The sequence below is a fragment of the Pseudomonas sp. FeN3W genome (genome assembly GCA_030263805.2).
In the GTDB taxonomy this organism is placed as follows: Bacteria; Pseudomonadota; Gammaproteobacteria; order Pseudomonadales; family Pseudomonadaceae; genus Stutzerimonas; species Stutzerimonas stutzeri_G.
On record CP136010.1, the window covers coordinates 183,446 to 199,233 of the forward strand.

A 15,788-nucleotide genomic window follows, 5' to 3' on the forward strand; every position below is an offset into this window, starting at 1 on the left:
GCTTAACGCTCCGCCCCGGCGTCATCCGGCGTGGCCGCAGGCGTGGGAGCGCCGGCTTTCTCGGCCTTCTTGGTTTCCGCCGGGTCGGCGACGGGCACGGGGGTATCCGGCTTGCGCCACCAGGTCATCAGGCCGATATCCTGTTTGGGAGTTACCTCTGGGTGTGCGAGGTGATTCCAGTACGCCACGCGCCAGGTCTTGATGTGCCAGTTCGGCACCACGTAATGACCCCAGAGCAGTACACGATCCAGGGCGCGAGTGTAGGTGACCAGTTCCTTGCGCGAGTCGGCGCCTATCAGACCTTCTACCAACGTGTCGATTGCCGGATCCTTGAGGCCGATGAAGTTGCGGCTGCCCGGGTTGTCGGCGCTTACCGAGTGCCAGAACTCGCGCTGCTCGTTGCCGGGCGAGTTGGACTGGCTGAAGCCGCTGACGATCATGTCGTAATCGCGCGAACGCAGGCGGTTGATGTACTGCGAGACATCGACCCGGCGAATTTCCAGTTCGATGCCGAGATCGGCCAGGTTGCGCTTGTACGGCAGCAGCACACGTTCGAACTCGGCCTGTACCAGCAGGAACTCGAGTTTCACCGGTTTGCCGGTAGCATCCAGCATGCGGTCGTTCTCGACCTTCCAACCCGCTTCGGTGAGCAGCCGGTATGCCTCGCGCTGCTGTTCGCGAATCACGCCATTGCCCTCGGTGCGCGGCAGTTCGAACGGCTTGTCGAATACCTCGTCCGGGACCTTGCCGCGCAGCGGCTCGAGCACCTTCAACTCGTCGTCATTCGGCAAGCCGGATGACGCCAGCTCGGAATTGTCGAAGTAACTGCGGGTGCGGGTGTAGGCACCGTTGAACAGCTGACGATTGGTCCATTCGTAGTCGAACAGCAACCCGAGGGCTTCACGGACGCGACGATCTTCCAGCTGTGGTCGGCGGATATTGAAGATGAAGCCCTGCATGCCGGTCGGGTTGTGGTTGCGGATTTCATCCTTGATGATGCGGCCATCCCGAACCGCATCGATGTTGTAGGCGGTCGCCCAGTTCTTTGCACTGGTTTCGAACCAGTAGTCGAAATGTCCGGCCTTGAACGCCTGCAAGGCTACGGTGTTGTCGCGGTAGTAATCGAAGTTGATGTGATCGAAGTTGTAGAAACCGCGATTCACCGGTAGGTCCTTGCCCCAGTAGTCCTTAACGCGCTCGTAGCGAATCGAGCGTCCGGCCTGGACTTTCTCGACGCGGTACGGGCCGCTGCCCAGAGGCGGTTCGAGGCTGCCTGAGGTGAAGTCTTTTCCTTCCCACCAGTGCTTCGGCAGCACCGGCAGTTGCCCGAGAATCATCGGCAGCTCGCGATTGCCGGCATGCTTGAAGTCGAAGCGCACACGCCGCGGGCTTTCCGCCGTCACTTTATCCACATCGGCGTAATAGGCGCGGTATTGCGGAGCACCCTGGTTCATCAGGGTTTCAAAGGTGAACACCACATCTTCGGCCTCTACCGGCTCGCCGTCATGAAAGCGTGCCTGCGGGCGCAGGTGGAAGCGTACCCAGCTGTTGTTCGGCCCTTTTTCGATCTTTTCCGCCAGCAGGCCGTAGACGGTGAAGGGTTCGTCCAGGCTGTTGGTGGTGAGGGTGTCGTAGATCAGGCTGATATCGTCAGCTGCAACGCCCTTGTTGATGAAAGGGTTGAGCGAATCGAAGCTGCCGAAGCCAGCCTGGCGCAGCGTGCCGCCCTTGGGGGCCTCGGGATTGATGTACTCGAAGTGCTGGAAGCTGGCCGGATACTTGGGCTTCTCGTCATACAGCGTCAGGGCATGGCGGGGAGCGGCCTCGGCCAGGGTAGCCATGCAGAGCAGCCCCAGCAGGCTGGCGCGAAACAGCGAATGGCGCACGCGATTGTTCATTTGCTCTTCTCCAGGCTCTTCAGCCACCAGGCGCGCAAACCCAGCGTATAGGGCGGCGTGGTGACGTGGGCGAACCGATTGCGGTACGCCAGGCGGTGGTTACTGATGAACCAGTTCGGAATGGTGTAGTGGTTCCACAGCAGCACGCGGTCGATTGCGCGGACGGCGGCGACTTGCTCGTCGCGGGTTTGCGCGGCGAGCAGCTTGTCGATCAGGTCGTCGATGATCGGATTGGCGATGCCGGCATAGTTGCGACCGCCCTTGACGTCGACCTGACTGGAATGAAAGTACAGATACTGTTCGATCCCTGGGCTGAGGCTCTGGGCCAGCGTCATCAGGATCATGTCGTAGTCGTAGTGATCGAGGCGCTGCTTGTACTGTGCGCTGTCCACGGTACGCAGATTGGCCTGAATGCCGATGCGCGCCAGGTTCTCGACGTAAGGCTGGAGGATGCGCTCAAGCCGCGGGTTGACCAGCAGGATCTCGAAGCGCAGCGGTTGTCCGGCGCTGTTGAGCAGGCCGGCATCAGAGGCTTTCCAGCCCGCGTCGGCGAGCAGCTTCAGCGCATGGCGCAGGGTTTCCCGCGGAATACCGCGGCCTTCGGTCTGCGGGAGCTGGAAGGGCTCGGTGAACAGTTCGGGCGGGAGCTGCTTGCGGTACGGCGAAAGCAACAGCCACTCGCCGCCTTCGGGCTTGCCTGTCGCTGTGAAGTCGCTGTTGGGGTAGTAGCTTTCGCTGCGCCGGTAGGCGTCGTAGAACAGGGCGCGATTGGTCCATTCGAAGTCGAACATGAGGCCGAGCGCTTCGCGCACACGCTTGTCGGCGAAGGTCGCGCGGCGTCCGTTCATGAACAGCGCCTGGGTCTGGGTCGGAATCTGGTGGGGAATTTCTGTACGAACGATGTCGCCGCGCATCACTGCAGGAAACTGATAGCCGTTGGCCCAGTTCTTCGCCTGGTGCTCGATGAAGAAGTCGAATTCACCGACCTTGAAGGCTTCGAAGGCCACCACGCTATCGCGATAGAACTCGACCGAGACTCGGTTGAAATTGTACTTGCCCTGATTGACCGGCAGCTTGGCGCCCCACCAGTCTCGCACCCGTTCGAACACCACCTGCCGGCCGGGCTGCACATGGGTGATGCGGTAGGGGCCGCTGCCCAGCGGGGGTTCGAAGGTGGTCGCACTGAAGTCACGATTCTTCCAGTAGTGCTGCGGCAGTACAGGCAGTTCGCCCAGGCGCATGATCAGCAGCGGATTGTTCGGTCGCTCGAAGACGAAGCGGATGCGATGTCGGTTGAGGATGTCGACGCGCTTCACCCCCTGCAGGTTGGAGCGGTACTGGGGGTGGCCATCCTTTATCAGGGTGCGATAGGAGAAGGCGACGTCGTAGGCGGTAATCGGCTTGCCGTCATGGAAGCGGGCTTCCTGGCGCAGGTTGAAAACAACCCAACTGTAGTTGTCGCTGTGCTCCACTGATTCGGCAATCAGCCCGTAGCTGGAGGCAGGCTCGTCGCCGGACGGGTCGTAGATACCGGTGCCGACCATCAGTGGTTCGTTCAGCTCGCTGATGCCGTATTGCAGAAAGCCGGGCGCCGAACTCAGGCTGGTGCCCTTGAAAGTGTAGGGGTTCAGGGTGTCGAACGTCCCGGAGGCCATCAGTTTGATCTGGCCACCCTTCGGCGCGCGCGGATTCACCCAGTCGAAGTGGGTGAAGTTAGCCGGATACTTAAGGGTGCCGAACTGCGCATAACCATGGCTTTCGCTGATGGTGGCGAAGGCGGGAAAGCTCAAGGCCAGGCAGGTCAGTAACGGTAGCAGGGCTCGCATCAGACGGGGAATCCGATCCTTGGCGCTTAGGGGCTTCTCGGGCCGGTACAGTAACAGCTTGTATGCGCTGGAAAAAGGCCGGGCAACTCGGGCAAACTGCCGGTCATTTCCCGTAATGGCATTGTGCAGAGGTGACCTCTTGGATGTACGTGCCCAGGGTCTTCAGGCCTGGATCGACCGCCTGAATCAATCGGAGCTGCCTGCGCTGGCGTCCGTGGTCAAGGATCTGCAGCGCCTTGCCGTGCATGAACATGCTTCGGTGCAGCAACTGGCCGATGTGCTGCTTCGCGATGCCTCGCTGACCTCCAAGGTGCTGAGGGTCGGCAACAGCAGCTATTACAACCCCTCTCAGGAGACCATCAAGACGATTTCTCGGGCCATCGTGATGATCGGCTTCGAGAACGTGCGCCTGATCAGTCTGTCGGTCACGCTGATCGATAGCCTGCTCGAGCGCGCCCCGAGGGAGCAGTTGCTGGAACTGCTGGCTCGCTCGTTTCACGCCGCGGTACAGGCCCGCAACATCGCGGGCTATGTGCTTTCGCGCCACGAGGAAGAAGTATTTATCGCCGCGCTGCTTTACAACGTGGGCGAGCTGGCGTTCTGGGGCTGCGGTGGCGAGCAGGCGGACGAGCTGGCCCTGCAGCTGACGCAGCCGGGCGTCAAGCCCGACGATGCGGTGCAGAGCGTACTGGGTACCAGCTTCCGACAGCTCAGCCTGGGCCTGGTCAGAAGCTGGAACCTGGGAGAGTTGACCAGTCTTGCGCACAGCCAGGTGGCCAGCAGCGATCCGGCCGCCCGCGCGGTCGCGTTGGGCGTACAGATCAGCGAAGCCGCACTTGGAGGCTGGGAGTGTGAGCAGATGACAGCTCTGACCAAAGCCGTGGCCGAGTTCACCGGCGTGGATGAAGCTGATGCGTTGCAGCAGATACTTGCCAGCGCCGATGAAACCGTGCAGGTGGCGACCACATTCGGCGCCAGTCGCCTGGGCCGGCTCATTCCCAGTACCGATCCCGAACAGATCCGCCTGCAGCAGGACCAGCGTCAGGCTGCCTTGCTGCAACCGGATTTGTTGCTGATGCAACAGGCGCTGCAGGACCTGGGGCTCATGGCCACGGGTGGCGGCGATGCCACGTTGATTCTGGATACGTTACTGAAGGGACTGCACCGAGGAGTTGGCCTGGAACGTGTGATGGTGGCGGCGCTGGCCGATCAGCAGACGCGTTTCAAGGTGCGTTGCGCCGTCGGTGAAGGGACCGATACCTGGGTTCAGGGCTTCCTGCTTCCCGCTGACCAACCCGAGCAGCCGAATGTGTTCAGCTACGTATTGCGCCATCGACAGTCGCTCTGGATGGGTGTCCCGGCAAGTTACAACCTGGCCGACCTGGTGACCCAGCCGCTGCGGCAGTGGTTTGGCAATGGGATGTTCTTCATCGCCCCGCTGATGGCAGGAACGCGTGAGATAGGCGTGATCTACGGCGATTGCCGGCTATCGGGGCGGGCGCTGAAACACGAACAGTTCGTCGCGTTTCAGCGCTTTACCCAACTGACCGGACGCTGTCTGGAATCCCTAGGCAAGCGTCCGTCTGGGTGAGTGGCGAGCGGCTAGTTGGCGAGGTATAGCGTCAGCAGCTGGCCGGGGCGCAGCACGCTGGTGCCTTTCGGGTTCCAGGTCTTCAGGTTGTTCAGCTGCACGTTGAAACGCTTGGCGATCTGATACAGCGAGTCGCCTTTCTGCACCTTGTAATAGGTAGGCGAATTTCCCTTGCTCTGGGCTTTGGCTACCGCCGGCCCCTGCAGGAACAGCGCCTGGCCCACTTTGAGCTGGCTGCCGGAAAGCTCGTTCCAGCGCTGCAGGTCGCGTACCGAGACACGCTGAGCCTTGGCGATGTCCCAGAGGTTGTCGCCGGATTTGACCCGATAGCTGCGCGGCGTTGCGGCTGGCTGACGCGCTACAGCGTGCAGAAGCTCCCGCGAGGCGCCGGCGTCACCGCTGGTTGGCAGGCTGAGGACCTGCCCGATTCGCAGTGTGTCGCTCTTCAATCGGTTCACATCGCGGATGATGTTGACGGTCAGGTGATGACGGTTGGCGATGACGCCAAGGGTGTCTCCTGCGCGCACCTGGTATTGCTGCCAGTCGACCAGGTCCTGCGGTTTCATCAGTGCCAGGTTGGCTGCCAGCATTTCAGCCTTTTCCATTGGCACCAGCAGCTGCTGCGGGCCGTCCAGGGTAATCCGGCGGGTGAAGGCGGGATTCAGCTGGTAGAGCTCGTCCTCGTCCAGGTCGGCGAGCTTGGCGACCCGCGCCAGGTCCATGCGCTGCTTGAGCGCGATGACTTCGAAATAGGGCTCGTTGGCGATCGGGTTGAGGTTGATGCCATAGGCCTCGGGTGCCTGGATCAACTGCGACAGGGCCAGCAGCTTCGGCACGTAGTCGCGGGTTTCCTGCGGCAATGGCAGGTTCCAGTAGTCGGTCGGCAGGCCCAGTTTCTGGTTGCGCTCGATGGCCCGGCTCACGGTGCCTTCACCCGAGTTGTAGGCTGCCAGTGCCAGCAGCCAGTCGCCGTTGAACAGGCCGTGCAGGTAGCTCAGATAGCGCAGGGCTGCGTTGGTCGAGGCGGTGATGTCACGGCGGCCGTCGTACCAATTGGTCTGCCGTAGATTGAAGTGCCGGCCGGTGGCGGGAATGAACTGCCAGAGCCCGACGGCATGGGCGGGCGAATAGGCGAAGGGGTCGTAGGAGCTTTCGATGATCGGCAGCAGAGCCAGTTCCAGCGGCATGTCGCGCTCTTCGAGGCGTTCGACGATGTAATGGATATAGGGGCTGCCGCGCTCGCTGGCGATTTCGATGGATCTTGGGCGGCTGGAGAACAGCAGGCGCTGTTGCTCGATGCGGGGGTTGCTGTCCAGATGCTCCTGAAGCTTGTAACCCTCGCGGATTCGCGCCCAGATGTCCTGGTGTTCGGTGATGATGGGGGTATTGTTCAGCCAGATGGGCTCTTGTGCCACAGGCGCCGCGGTGTGGCTTGCGCGATCACGTGCATCGTCACGCACGGCGTTGCTCTGACAGCCCGCTAGGGCGACGCAAACGGCTAGAGCCAACGCCCGACCAGAGGCTGCCAAGGCGTCCGGTTCGAGGCGTTTCTTGGGAGCTGGCGGCATTGGCTGGAATCTTCCCCGGAAACAAAATTCGGGGGATTCTAGGAACGCCCCCTGGTGGGGTCAAGGTTGCATGCCCCGTTTCGGGAACCTGTCGACCTTGTCAGAAGACGTCCTTCCAGGCGCGCAAAGCCGCGAAAACCGCGACGTCGCTGTCTAGCCGGCCGCCGCTGCGCTCGCTTGCCGCATGCTGGACGGCCGCGACAGCACAACGCAGAAAAGGGTTGGTCGCGCGCTCGATGTCCATCCTGCTTGGCAGGCTGAAGCGGTTCGCTTCGCGCAGTTCGGTCACCTCGCGTGTGCGTTTCTCAATGGCCGGGTTGCCCGGCTCCACCGCCCGAGCAAAGCGCAGATTGCTCAGCGTGTATTCGTGGGCGCAGTAAATGAGGGTGTTATCCGGTGTATCGGCCAGGCGCTGCAGCGAGCGGAACATCTGCTCGGGCGTGCCTTCGAACAGACGCCCGCAGCCGGCGGCGAACAGCGTATCGCCACAGAGCAGCCAGGGCTGCACGGGGTCGGCATGGAAATAAGCGATATGGCCAAGCGTATGGCCAGGGACGGCGATGACCTGCAAGGCCGTCCCGAGTATCTCAATACGCTGGCCGTCGCTCAACGCCTCGTCGCGCGCAGGAATGTTCTCGGTCGCCGGCCCATGAACGCACGCGGCGGTCTGCGCCTTGAGCCGTTCGACGCCGCCGACGTGGTCGTGATGGTGGTGGGTGATCAATATGTCACTGAGCCGCCAGCCCGGGTGGTCGTGCAGCCAGTTCAGGACAGGCGTGGCATCACCGGGGTCGACGACGGCGCAACGTTGGGCCGCCTCGTCCAGAAGCAACCAGATGTAGTTGTCGGTGAAGGCGGGCAGGGCTTCGATCTTCAACATGGGCGGGTCGCCAATTGAGTGACAAAGGCGCATCCTAGCAGTCCCATGGGAAAGTTGAACCCGAGCGAACTCAGCGCCGCGCAGATCGCGCAGCGAACGGAGCCTAGCGATGAACGATCGACCGTCCACCCAAGGCAGCGACCATTGGCTGTCCATGATCAATGAGGCGTCCGCCTGGTTCGAGGGGCCGCTGGGCCAGCAGCTGCTGGTTCAGGAGAAGCAAGTCCTGACCGAAGAGCTGGCGCGTTGTTTCGGCAGCTACCTGGTGCACAACGGTCCGTTCAGCGGCGAGCCGGTGCAACCACAGAACATCAAACGCAGCGTTCGCCTCGGTGCGCCGCTGCCTGGCGTGGAGATTCATTGCGAGGAGCAGGCCTGGCCGCTCGGCGAGCATGCCGCTGATGTCGTGGTGCTGCAGCATGCATTGGATTTCAGCCTGTCACCCCATGGGTTGTTGCGCGAAGCGGCGCGTGGCGTTCGTCCGGGCGGGCATCTGCTGATCGTCGGTATCAACCCTTGGAGCGCCTGGGGCCTGCGTCATCTGGTCTCGCGCGAGGCGTTCCGGCAGGCGCGTTGCATTCGTCCTTCAAGGGTCGGAGACTGGTTGAACCTGCTGGGATTCGCGCTGGAGAAACGCCGCTTCGGATGCTATTGTCCGCCGCTTTCTTCGAGCGACTGGCAGGTGCGGTTGTCTCGTCTGGAGTCCGTCGGGCAGCAGTTGCAGACGCCAACTGGCGGTTTCTATCTGTTGGTGGCGCGCAAGTTGATGATCGGCCTGCGGCCCTTGCGCCAGGAGCGCCGCGAACGCATGGGCAAGCTATTACCGATGCCAGTCGCCAAAGTCAGCCGCCGCGAAGCCGAACAACACCGGCTCCCTTGACGTTCCGAGCCTGCCGGCAGACAGAGTAAGCAATCCACATGAGCGACGATTGGGTCGAGATCTACACCGATGGTGCCTGCAAGGGCAATCCCGGCCCGGGCGGCTGGGGGGCGCTGCTTATCTATAAGGGTGTCAAGCGTGAGCTCTGGGGCGGCGAGCCCGACACCACCAACAATCGCATGGAGCTCATGGCGGCGATCCGTGGGCTCGCCGAACTGAAGCGCTCGTGCAAAGTCCGGCTGGTGACCGACTCGCAGTACGTCATGCAGGGTATCAACGACTGGATGCCCAACTGGAAGAAGCGCGGCTGGAAAACCGCGAGCAAGCAGCCGGTGAAGAATGCCGACCTTTGGCAGCAGCTCGATGAGCAGGTCAACCGCCATCAGGTGAGCTGGGAGTGGGTGCGCGGCCATAACGGCCATCCCGGCAACGAGCACGCCGACCTGCTGGCCAATCGCGGCGTGGTACAGGCAAAACGACAACCGATAGTGTAAGTGAGCTGAACGATATGCGCAGCGTAGTGCTGTTCCACCCAGTGCGCATCACTGTAAACGTGCGCTGAGCCCCCTCTTTTGATCTCTACTCCTCTAAAAATGCGGGTTTAAGGCTGGTGTTTTGGTGGATCAGTTTCTTTCGTTAAGAGCTGGCAGGGGAAAATGTAAACCGTGCGCCTCTAATTGGGCCCATCGTTTACATTTTGGATTTGGGGGGCGACCCCCAGTGTTTCAGATACTCATCGCCATTAGGTCATGATGCATAGGCAAGGTAAAAGCCTCAATGCTTTTTGCGCCTGAGGCTCACCTGGGCCTAGGTTTGAGGTCTTACAGGGACGGTCTCAGGCTGGGGTTTTCAGTTTTCTACCTGTGTCGATCTGACTGCGGCGGTTTTAGATCCTGCCTTGGGTTTTAATTCAACGTGCACCAAGGTTGCTTTGATGGACATCTAACTCAGCTTGGATCTGCGAAAGTAACGCCTGCGCATCAAGCGAGGGGTCCTTTCTCAGGTAGGCGAGAAGAAGGAGTGTTGCGGGATGAAGGGTCAAAATTCCTGCGATTTGCTCCACCTTATCTAGTGATGCTTTCCACTTCCCTCGCTCAAGCGCACTGATATAGCTCTGGCTTGGGCCAAGGCCCTCCTGTGGCAGCCCGCGCGATTGCCGAATGTCTTTCATTACCAATCCAAGTGCTTTGTTCAGTTCCACTTTGCACTCTCGCAAAGGGAACGATGAAGCCTTCTTGGTGATAATTCGGCTATGCTATATATAGCTTAATTTCGAGTATCCACAGATGTTTACTACCTATAGGCATGCTGAAATCCCGTTCGAGCCTCTATTTGGGGACCACTATCAAATGTGGCAATACGTGGAGCACAGGCAGCATCGTCCATGGTTCTACGTGACGGTTCGCGAAGCCAGCGATGGTGTGTCCTGGGACACGATGCTCTTGATCCCGAACGAGGATGCTTTTGAGTCACTTCTTGGGGAGCAGTCTCCAGATCTGCAGATTGCGTCGGTCGCATTGGTTGTACCTGCGCGCTTGAACGGGACGGACAGCTGGAGCATGGAGCCGCTAACCGAGCTGGTGAAAGTTCACGATCAAGCAAAGCAGGTGTTTGGCTATGAGTTCAAAACCGGCACGGGGAGGTGTTACGTGGAGAGTCGCCACGAAGGGGCGGTAGGGGGAACTAAGGCGAGAATATATTGTTCGGCAGCGCCTAGCGCGGTCGCTGAATCTTGAAGCAGCCCATGCTTAGGCATGACACAGGGTCCCGTCATGATTCTGACTGATCTCTTGAACTGCACGATTCGGATTGTTCTCGGCGCCGGAGAGTTGTTAGCAGCGGAATGTGAGCTTGCATCGGGTCCACGTGGATATGGGGACAAGGCGGAGGTCGACGTAGAGATTGAAGCCCTGCTGAGAGAAGAGCTTCTGGCTGCTCTGGACTGCGATTTTTGGGGGAGGAAACGGGCTCAACATTGACTGGTGCTGAGTATTGTTGGGTAGTTGATCCTAACGACGGCACCCGGGATTTCCTTCGGGGCTTCAGAGGGACAGCGCTCTCTGTCGGCCTATTGAGGGGGGCAGAGCCTGTCCTCGGCGTGGTTCATGCGCCGGTCACGAACGGGAGAGGACCAGACTGTATCGCTTGGTGCGAGGGGCTGGCCGGCATCAGTAGAAATGGACAGATTTTGAAAAGCTCGATTAGTACACTCCAGCTAGGAGCGGACAGCAACGTGCTGGTAAGTACGGGAGCTTTGGCGAGGCCAGAGGTCAACGCAGCGCTTTGCGCTCCTTCTGTGTGCTTACCGATGCCTAGTATTGCCTACCGACTGGCTACGGTCGCCGTTGGAGATGGTGTTGCGGCAGTCTCAGTTGTTCCTGTATCTGCTCATGATGTGGTGGCTGGACACGCAATTCTGCGGGGAGCTGGCGGCGTCCTGATCAATCAATCTGGCGAACCTATTACCTATGACTCTGTTGCGAAGCTCTCAAAGGTTTCGAGTCGATGTTTCGGTGGAGCGCCGCAGGCATGCACTGTCCTAGTAGATAGAGATTGGAGTCAGGTTTTCGCTTAGACGGTGAGATTAGGCATCGCGGGCGCGTAGCTGATAACAGCTTCTAGCGAGTTGTAGCTATCGGCCAATAAGTGCCGCACAAATCCCGGCGGGTGCAGATTTCCGGGCGGTTTGCGCCAGATCAGTTGGAGACGCTTTTCAAGCCCCGGGATGGGAAGAGCTACCAGCGCGCCACTGCGAACTTCGTCTTGTACTGCGGAAGCCATCACCAACGACACGCCGAGTCCCGCCCTGACTGCTTGTTTGACTGCCTCGGTGCTGCCTAGCTGCATACCGCTGCGAGGCACGCCCAGCTCGCCAAAGTATTCGGTCAGAAGCCGTCCGGTACCGCTACCCGGTTCACCTCCCAGCATCGGCAGGTCCACCAGACGATCGCGTTCTATGCACCCTGCTTCAGCCAGCGGATGGTCGGGGCTGACGATAAGTACCAGCGGCTCGACCCGCCAGAGGCGGTGTTCGAAGTCGGGGTGAGGTAGCCACCATTCCATGATCGCGGCGTCGAGCTGGCCCGCCAGTAGCTGGTCGGCCACATCCGGGTTGGCGGCGATGCGCAGATCCACCTCGCCCCTCTCATTTGCGGTCGTCAGATAGCTGCGCACGAATGGCTGGAGAAGGTAGGTGCCGATGTTGGAGCTGGCCCCGACGCGCTCACTATTTCCATGCAGGGCTTCTAGCGCCCGGGCGTGCATGTCGAGCAAGGCGGTCGCATGCGGCATGAAGGCCAGCGCACGTGTGGTAGGCTGGCAGCCTCTACGACTGCGCTGCACCAGCGTTACGCCGACCTGCTCTTCAAGCTTCTGCAAGTGCTGCGACACCGTCGGCTGGGCCAGCCCCAACGCCCTCGCCGCGCTCTGAAAACTGCCTGTTTGAACGATCGCTACCAGGCTCTTCAGCCAGACCGGATTCAACATGCGGCAGGCTCGGCCTGGGGCAGACGGTTCGCAGCGTTGATTGGGCGCGCACCTGCCAACGCCTGGATGATGCTCTGCGCTGCACAACGTTCAATCTCCAGGCGCACCGCGCGCACTGCCGACCCTATGTGCGGAGTGAAGAGCGTATTCGGATGCGCGAGCAGCGCAGGATCGATCAGCCGCGGCCGGTCCGCGCGAGCCCAGTCTTCCATTTCGAATACATCCGCCGCATACCCGCCGAGCTGGCCTCGCTCAAGCGCCGCGAGCACGGCGGCTTCATCCACTACCGAACCACGACAGGGGTTTACAAGCAGAGCGCCCGGCCGTACGAGGGCAAGCAGCTCGGCGTTGACCAGATGCTCAGTATCGGCATTCAAGGGAAGCGCCAGCAGGATGAAGTCCGAGCTGGCGAAGAGTTCGCTGCACGCCACCTGGCGCAGGCCGAGCCGTTGCTCGGTTTGTGTATCCAGAGCCTTCGCCTCGTGGTACTGCAGGGTCGCGCCCCATCCCTGCAAGCGCTCAGCCATGGCCTGTCCGATGGCGCCCATGCCAAGGATGCCGACCGTCGCGTTATCCAGCCCCGTGCCGTAGAACTGTGGTTGCCAGCCCTGGAACTCGCCAGAGCGGACGAACGCATCTGCTGCGCGCAGATGCCGCCCCAGCCCCACCGCCAGTCCGATCGCCAGCTCGGCAGTCGGGACCGTCAACAGATCAGGCACGAAGGTCAACCAGACCCCGCGGGCAGTACAGGCGTCCACATCGAAATTGTCGAAGCCCTTGAGCGCGCAGCCGACCACACGCAGCTCGGGGCAGGCTTGGAGAAATTCTGCATCGACCCGATCGGGCATGAACGCCATCATCGCCTGAGCATCGCGGCAGCGGCGCAGAATTTCCTCGCGCGTCAGCGTGCTGTCGCTCTGGTTGGTCATCAGCTCGCAATGTGGCGCCAGCAGTTGCAGGATCTCATCGTGTACTCGGTGAGTTATAACGAGTTTCGGCAGCATGGTTTGTCCTATTTGAAACGTTTGCGCAGCACGCCACTGAAGGCGTCTACTAGCGTGACCATGGCCAGGATGACCAGCAGGATTGCTGCAACCTCCTGGTACTGCATGATGCGCAGCGAGCCCATGAGTTCGAAGCCGATACCGCCGGCGCCAACCATGCCCATCACGGTGGAGGCGCGAAAGTTGTATTCCCAGCGGTAGATCGCCACGTCGGCGAACTGCGGAGTCACCTGTGGCAAAACCGCGTGCAGCAGCACTTGCATCGGCGTAGCCCCCGCCGCCCGAGCGGCTTCCACCGGCGCTTCGTCGACGTGCTCGATGGCCTCGGCGAAGAACTTGCCGACCATGCCGATCGAATGCAGACCCAGGGCAAGCACGCCCGGCAAGGCGCCGAACCCTACGGCTGCAACGAAGATGATGCCCATGATCAGCTCCGGCACCGACCGCAGGGCATTGAGCAGCACCCGGGCAACACCGAACACAAGGGGGTGCGGCGCCGTATTGCGCGCTGCAACGAAGGCCACCACCAGCGAGAACACCACTGCGATGGCCGTGCCGGCGATGCTCATCGCCAGCGTGTCGATCAACGGGCGAATCCAGCTTCGATAGCCCGAAAAGTCTGGCGGCATGGCCTCGCCTGCCAGGGTCGCGATGGAGGGCAGCCCGTTCAGCAGCGTGGTGGCATCGAGCAGCCCCACGTACCAGCAGGCCAACAGCACCACTCCGAGTACAATTGCCACCTGCCCCAGCTGGCGCCACCAACCGAGGCCGAAGCCTCGAAGGATGTGCTCGCGTTGCTCTGCAGGCAGCGCCTGCACGTCATGATGAGTAGACATATCGGTGCTCACATCGTGGCGAAGTCGAGGCCGAGCAGCGATCCCATGTTGCGAATCACATCGTAGTCGGCGTCGGTGATTGGCGCGAAGGCCTCGGCTTTGAAGTTGCGCAGCACTTCGGGATCGTCGATACCGACGAATACATCCCGCACCTTGGTTTTCAGCTCGGGGCTCAGGTTCGAGCGCATCGCCCAGGGGTATTGGGGATATTCGCCGCTGTAACCAAGTACTTTCACCTTGCTCGGATCGATTAGGCCACGTTCGGCTACTTGATTGAAAATTACCTCCGACAGCCCACCCGCATCGGCGTTTCCGTTCGCCACGTTGACGGCAACGGCGTCATGCGTGCCCACAAAATGTTGTTCGTAGTCCTGCCCACCCGTCAGCTCGGCCGTCTCAAGAAGCACGGTTTTGGGAATCAGATGGCTGGACGTCGATGCCCGGTCACCATAGGCCATCTTCTTGCCCTTAAGGTCGGCATACTCATTCACGCCTGACGCCACATTGGCGATAATCACTGAGCGATAGGTCGGCTTGCCGTCGATGACCATGGCAGCGAAGGGCTCGATGTCGCTTTTGCTTTTGGCCATGACGTAGGACAGCGGACCGAAATACGCCAGGTCGATACGGCCAAAGCGCATCGCCTCAATCATCGAGGAATAGTCGGTGGTTACGATCAGCTGCACCTTCTTGTCCAGATGCTCTTCCAGATAATCCTTCAGCGGCTGGTTTCGCTTGATCAACTCCGAGGCGTTTTCGTCCGGCAGCAGCGCAACCTTTAGCACATCCGGATCGGCATCGGCCGCTACGGCGGACAGACTTGAAACAGCGGACAGCAAACAGGTCAATAAGAGAGCGGATAAGCGTTTCATCGGGACATCTCCAGTGAAGGTGCGAGCATGACAGGGGTTTCAGCCGGAGCAGTTGCTGGCTGAGTCGTAGAGCGGCCTGCATAGATGCGCTCAAGCTGCGCATCGGTGAGTTCCGAGGGCGCGGCATCGAAAACGATCTGAGAATCGGCCAGCCCGACGACGCGATCGGCGAAGCGGCGGGCATATTCGAGTTGATGCAGCGAAACGATGGCGGTGATGCCGTCTTCCTTGCAGATGTCGCGCAGCAGTCCGAGAACACGGACCGAAGTGGCCGGGTCGAGACTGGCTACCGGCTCATCGGCAAGAATGATCGCGGGCTGTTGCGCTAGCGCACGCGCGATGCCTACCCGCTGCTGCTGGCCACCGGACAGTTTGTCCACCCGGCTTAGCGCCTTGTCTGCCAGACCGACCCGAGCGAGGCAACTGAGCGCAATCTCCTGATCGGCACGCGGCAGAGGAAACAGCGAGCGGAGCGTGTTGTGAAAGGCCAGCCGACCGGTAAGCACATTAGCCAGTGCACTTTGACGTTCGATTAGCTGGTGGTGCTGAAAGATCATGGCGGTACGCCGACGATGCTGACGCAAGGCCGAGCCGCTGCCGAGCTCACCGAGCTCGCTGGTGACACTGCCGCGAGTGGGCGTGACGAGTCGATTGAGGCTACGGAGCAAGGTCGACTTGCCTGCGCCCGAGAGACCAAGCAGCACGGTGAACTCACCACGCCGAAATGCAATCGAGGTATCGCGTAGGGCTGTCACGCCGCCTGGGTAGACGACGCTCAACCGGTCGACCCGCAGCACGGCGTCCTGTATCGGATGGGGCGTCATTTGATCACCTTTCGCAAATTTGCTGGCCGCACAATTGCGGTTCGCGATGCAAAGGGTAGAAATTCCTTGTTAACGCACTGCTTCTAAATGATGACATTTCGATGAATGCTTCGAATCTGCCGT

General features: G+C 60.7%; 15 protein-coding genes. 5 read left to right on the forward strand and 10 right to left on the reverse strand.

Annotated features, from left to right (window positions below):
• Nucleotides 1-2: 2 nt before the first annotated feature.
• Nucleotides 3-1,898, reverse strand: coding sequence for an extracellular solute-binding protein (locus tag P5704_000825; GenBank protein WOF79081.1), 1,896 nt, complete (start codon nt 1,896-1,898; stop codon nt 3-5).
• The gene (locus P5704_000830) at nt 1,895-3,724 is read right to left on the reverse strand and encodes an extracellular solute-binding protein (GenBank protein WOF79082.1); all 1,830 of its coding nucleotides are present in this window, start codon (nt 3,722-3,724) and stop codon (nt 1,895-1,897) included. The genes P5704_000825 and P5704_000830 overlap by 4 nt, the downstream gene beginning before the upstream one ends.
• Before the next feature lie 139 nt (nt 3,725-3,863).
• On the opposite strand from P5704_000830, the gene P5704_000835 reads away from it, so the two are divergent.
• Entirely contained in the window at nt 3,864-5,315 is a 1,452-nt protein-coding gene (locus P5704_000835; protein ID WOF79083.1) for an HDOD domain-containing protein, read from the forward strand.
• Between the two features lie 11 nt (nt 5,316-5,326).
• Here P5704_000835 and P5704_000840 read toward each other — a convergent pair whose 3' ends face one another.
• Both P5704_000840 and gloB read right to left on the reverse strand, forming a co-directional pair.
• Nucleotides 5,327-6,883, reverse strand: coding sequence for a LysM peptidoglycan-binding domain-containing protein (locus P5704_000840; GenBank protein WOF79084.1), 1,557 nt, complete (start codon nt 6,881-6,883; stop codon nt 5,327-5,329).
• Nucleotides 6,884-6,983: 100 nt separating this feature from the next.
• A complete protein-coding gene (gene gloB, locus P5704_000845) occupies nt 6,984-7,763 on the reverse strand; it encodes a hydroxyacylglutathione hydrolase (GenBank protein WOF79085.1) in 780 nt (259 codons plus the stop codon).
• 109 nt (nt 7,764-7,872) lie between these two features.
• Between gloB and P5704_000850 the strand changes: the two genes are divergently transcribed.
• Nucleotides 7,873-8,643, forward strand: coding sequence for a methyltransferase domain-containing protein (locus P5704_000850; GenBank protein ID WOF79086.1), 771 nt, complete (start codon nt 7,873-7,875; stop codon nt 8,641-8,643).
• A 38-nt stretch (nt 8,644-8,681) separates the two neighbouring features.
• A complete protein-coding gene (gene rnhA, locus P5704_000855) occupies nt 8,682-9,137 on the forward strand; it encodes a ribonuclease HI (GenBank protein WOF79087.1) in 456 nt (151 codons plus the stop codon).
• Nucleotides 9,138-9,553: 416 nt separating this feature from the next.
• Here rnhA and P5704_000860 read toward each other — a convergent pair whose 3' ends face one another.
• Nucleotides 9,554-9,844 (reverse strand): helix-turn-helix transcriptional regulator, encoded by a 291-nt coding sequence (locus tag P5704_000860; protein WOF79088.1) that lies wholly within the window; start codon nt 9,842-9,844, stop codon nt 9,554-9,556.
• Between the two features lie 85 nt (nt 9,845-9,929).
• Here P5704_000860 and P5704_000865 point away from each other — a divergent pair, with 85 nt between their 5' ends.
• Together P5704_000865 and P5704_000870 are read left to right on the forward strand one after the other, a co-directional pair.
• On the forward strand, nt 9,930-10,379 hold the full coding sequence (locus P5704_000865; GenBank protein ID WOF79089.1) for a hypothetical protein: 450 nt from the start codon (nt 9,930-9,932) through the stop codon (nt 10,377-10,379).
• A 239-nt stretch (nt 10,380-10,618) separates the two neighbouring features.
• A complete protein-coding gene (locus P5704_000870; GenBank protein ID WOF81142.1) occupies nt 10,619-11,218 on the forward strand; it encodes an inositol monophosphatase family protein in 600 nt (199 codons plus the stop codon).
• Here P5704_000870 and P5704_000875 read toward each other — a convergent pair.
• From P5704_000875 to phnC, 5 genes are read right to left on the reverse strand one after another with little or no spacing between them, the layout of a single operon-like run.
• On the reverse strand, nt 11,215-12,129 hold the full coding sequence (locus tag P5704_000875; GenBank protein WOF79090.1) for a LysR family transcriptional regulator: 915 nt from the start codon (nt 12,127-12,129) through the stop codon (nt 11,215-11,217). The genes P5704_000870 and P5704_000875 overlap by 4 nt on opposite strands.
• Entirely contained in the window at nt 12,123-13,133 is a 1,011-nt protein-coding gene (gene ptxD / locus P5704_000880) for a phosphonate dehydrogenase PtxD (GenBank protein WOF79091.1), read from the reverse strand. Before ptxD ends, P5704_000875 begins: the two co-directional genes overlap by 7 nt.
• Nucleotides 13,134-13,141: 8 nt before the next feature.
• On the reverse strand, nt 13,142-13,969 hold the full coding sequence (gene phnE / locus P5704_000885) for a phosphonate ABC transporter, permease protein PhnE (protein WOF79092.1): 828 nt from the start codon (nt 13,967-13,969) through the stop codon (nt 13,142-13,144).
• An 8-nt stretch (nt 13,970-13,977) separates the two neighbouring features.
• A complete protein-coding gene (gene phnD / locus P5704_000890) occupies nt 13,978-14,841 on the reverse strand; it encodes a phosphate/phosphite/phosphonate ABC transporter substrate-binding protein (GenBank protein WOF79093.1) in 864 nt (287 codons plus the stop codon).
• Nucleotides 14,838-15,665: a phosphonate ABC transporter ATP-binding protein gene (gene phnC / locus P5704_000895; GenBank protein ID WOF79094.1), complete on the reverse strand. Its 828-nt coding sequence runs from the start codon at nt 15,663-15,665 to the stop codon at nt 14,838-14,840. The genes phnD and phnC overlap by 4 nt, the downstream gene beginning before the upstream one ends.
• Nucleotides 15,666-15,788: the final 123 nt, after the last annotated feature.

Bases quoted from the DNA above. Each gene is read 5' to 3' on its own strand.
- P5704_000825 (WOF79081.1), bottom strand. From the start codon at position 1,898: ATGAACAATCGCGTGCGCCATTCGCTGTTTCGCGCCAGCCTGCTGGGG.
- P5704_000830 (WOF79082.1), bottom strand. From the start codon at position 3,724: ATGCGAGCCCTGCTACCGTTACTGACCTGCCTGGCCTTGAGCTTTCCC.
- P5704_000840 (WOF79084.1), bottom strand. From the start codon at position 6,883: ATGCCGCCAGCTCCCAAGAAACGCCTCGAACCGGACGCCTTGGCAGCC.
- gloB (WOF79085.1), bottom strand. From the start codon at position 7,763: ATGTTGAAGATCGAAGCCCTGCCCGCCTTCACCGACAACTACATCTGG.
- P5704_000850 (WOF79086.1), top strand. From the start codon at position 7,873: ATGAACGATCGACCGTCCACCCAAGGCAGCGACCATTGGCTGTCCATG.
- rnhA (WOF79087.1), top strand. From the start codon at position 8,682: ATGAGCGACGATTGGGTCGAGATCTACACCGATGGTGCCTGCAAGGGC.
- P5704_000865 (WOF79089.1), top strand. From the start codon at position 9,930: ATGTTTACTACCTATAGGCATGCTGAAATCCCGTTCGAGCCTCTATTT.
- P5704_000875 (WOF79090.1), bottom strand. From the start codon at position 12,129: ATGTTGAATCCGGTCTGGCTGAAGAGCCTGGTAGCGATCGTTCAAACA.
- ptxD (WOF79091.1), bottom strand. From the start codon at position 13,133: ATGCTGCCGAAACTCGTTATAACTCACCGAGTACACGATGAGATCCTG.
- phnE (WOF79092.1), bottom strand. From the start codon at position 13,969: ATGTCTACTCATCATGACGTGCAGGCGCTGCCTGCAGAGCAACGCGAG.
- phnD (WOF79093.1), bottom strand. From the start codon at position 14,841: ATGAAACGCTTATCCGCTCTCTTATTGACCTGTTTGCTGTCCGCTGTT.
- phnC (WOF79094.1), bottom strand. From the start codon at position 15,665: ATGACGCCCCATCCGATACAGGACGCCGTGCTGCGGGTCGACCGGTTG.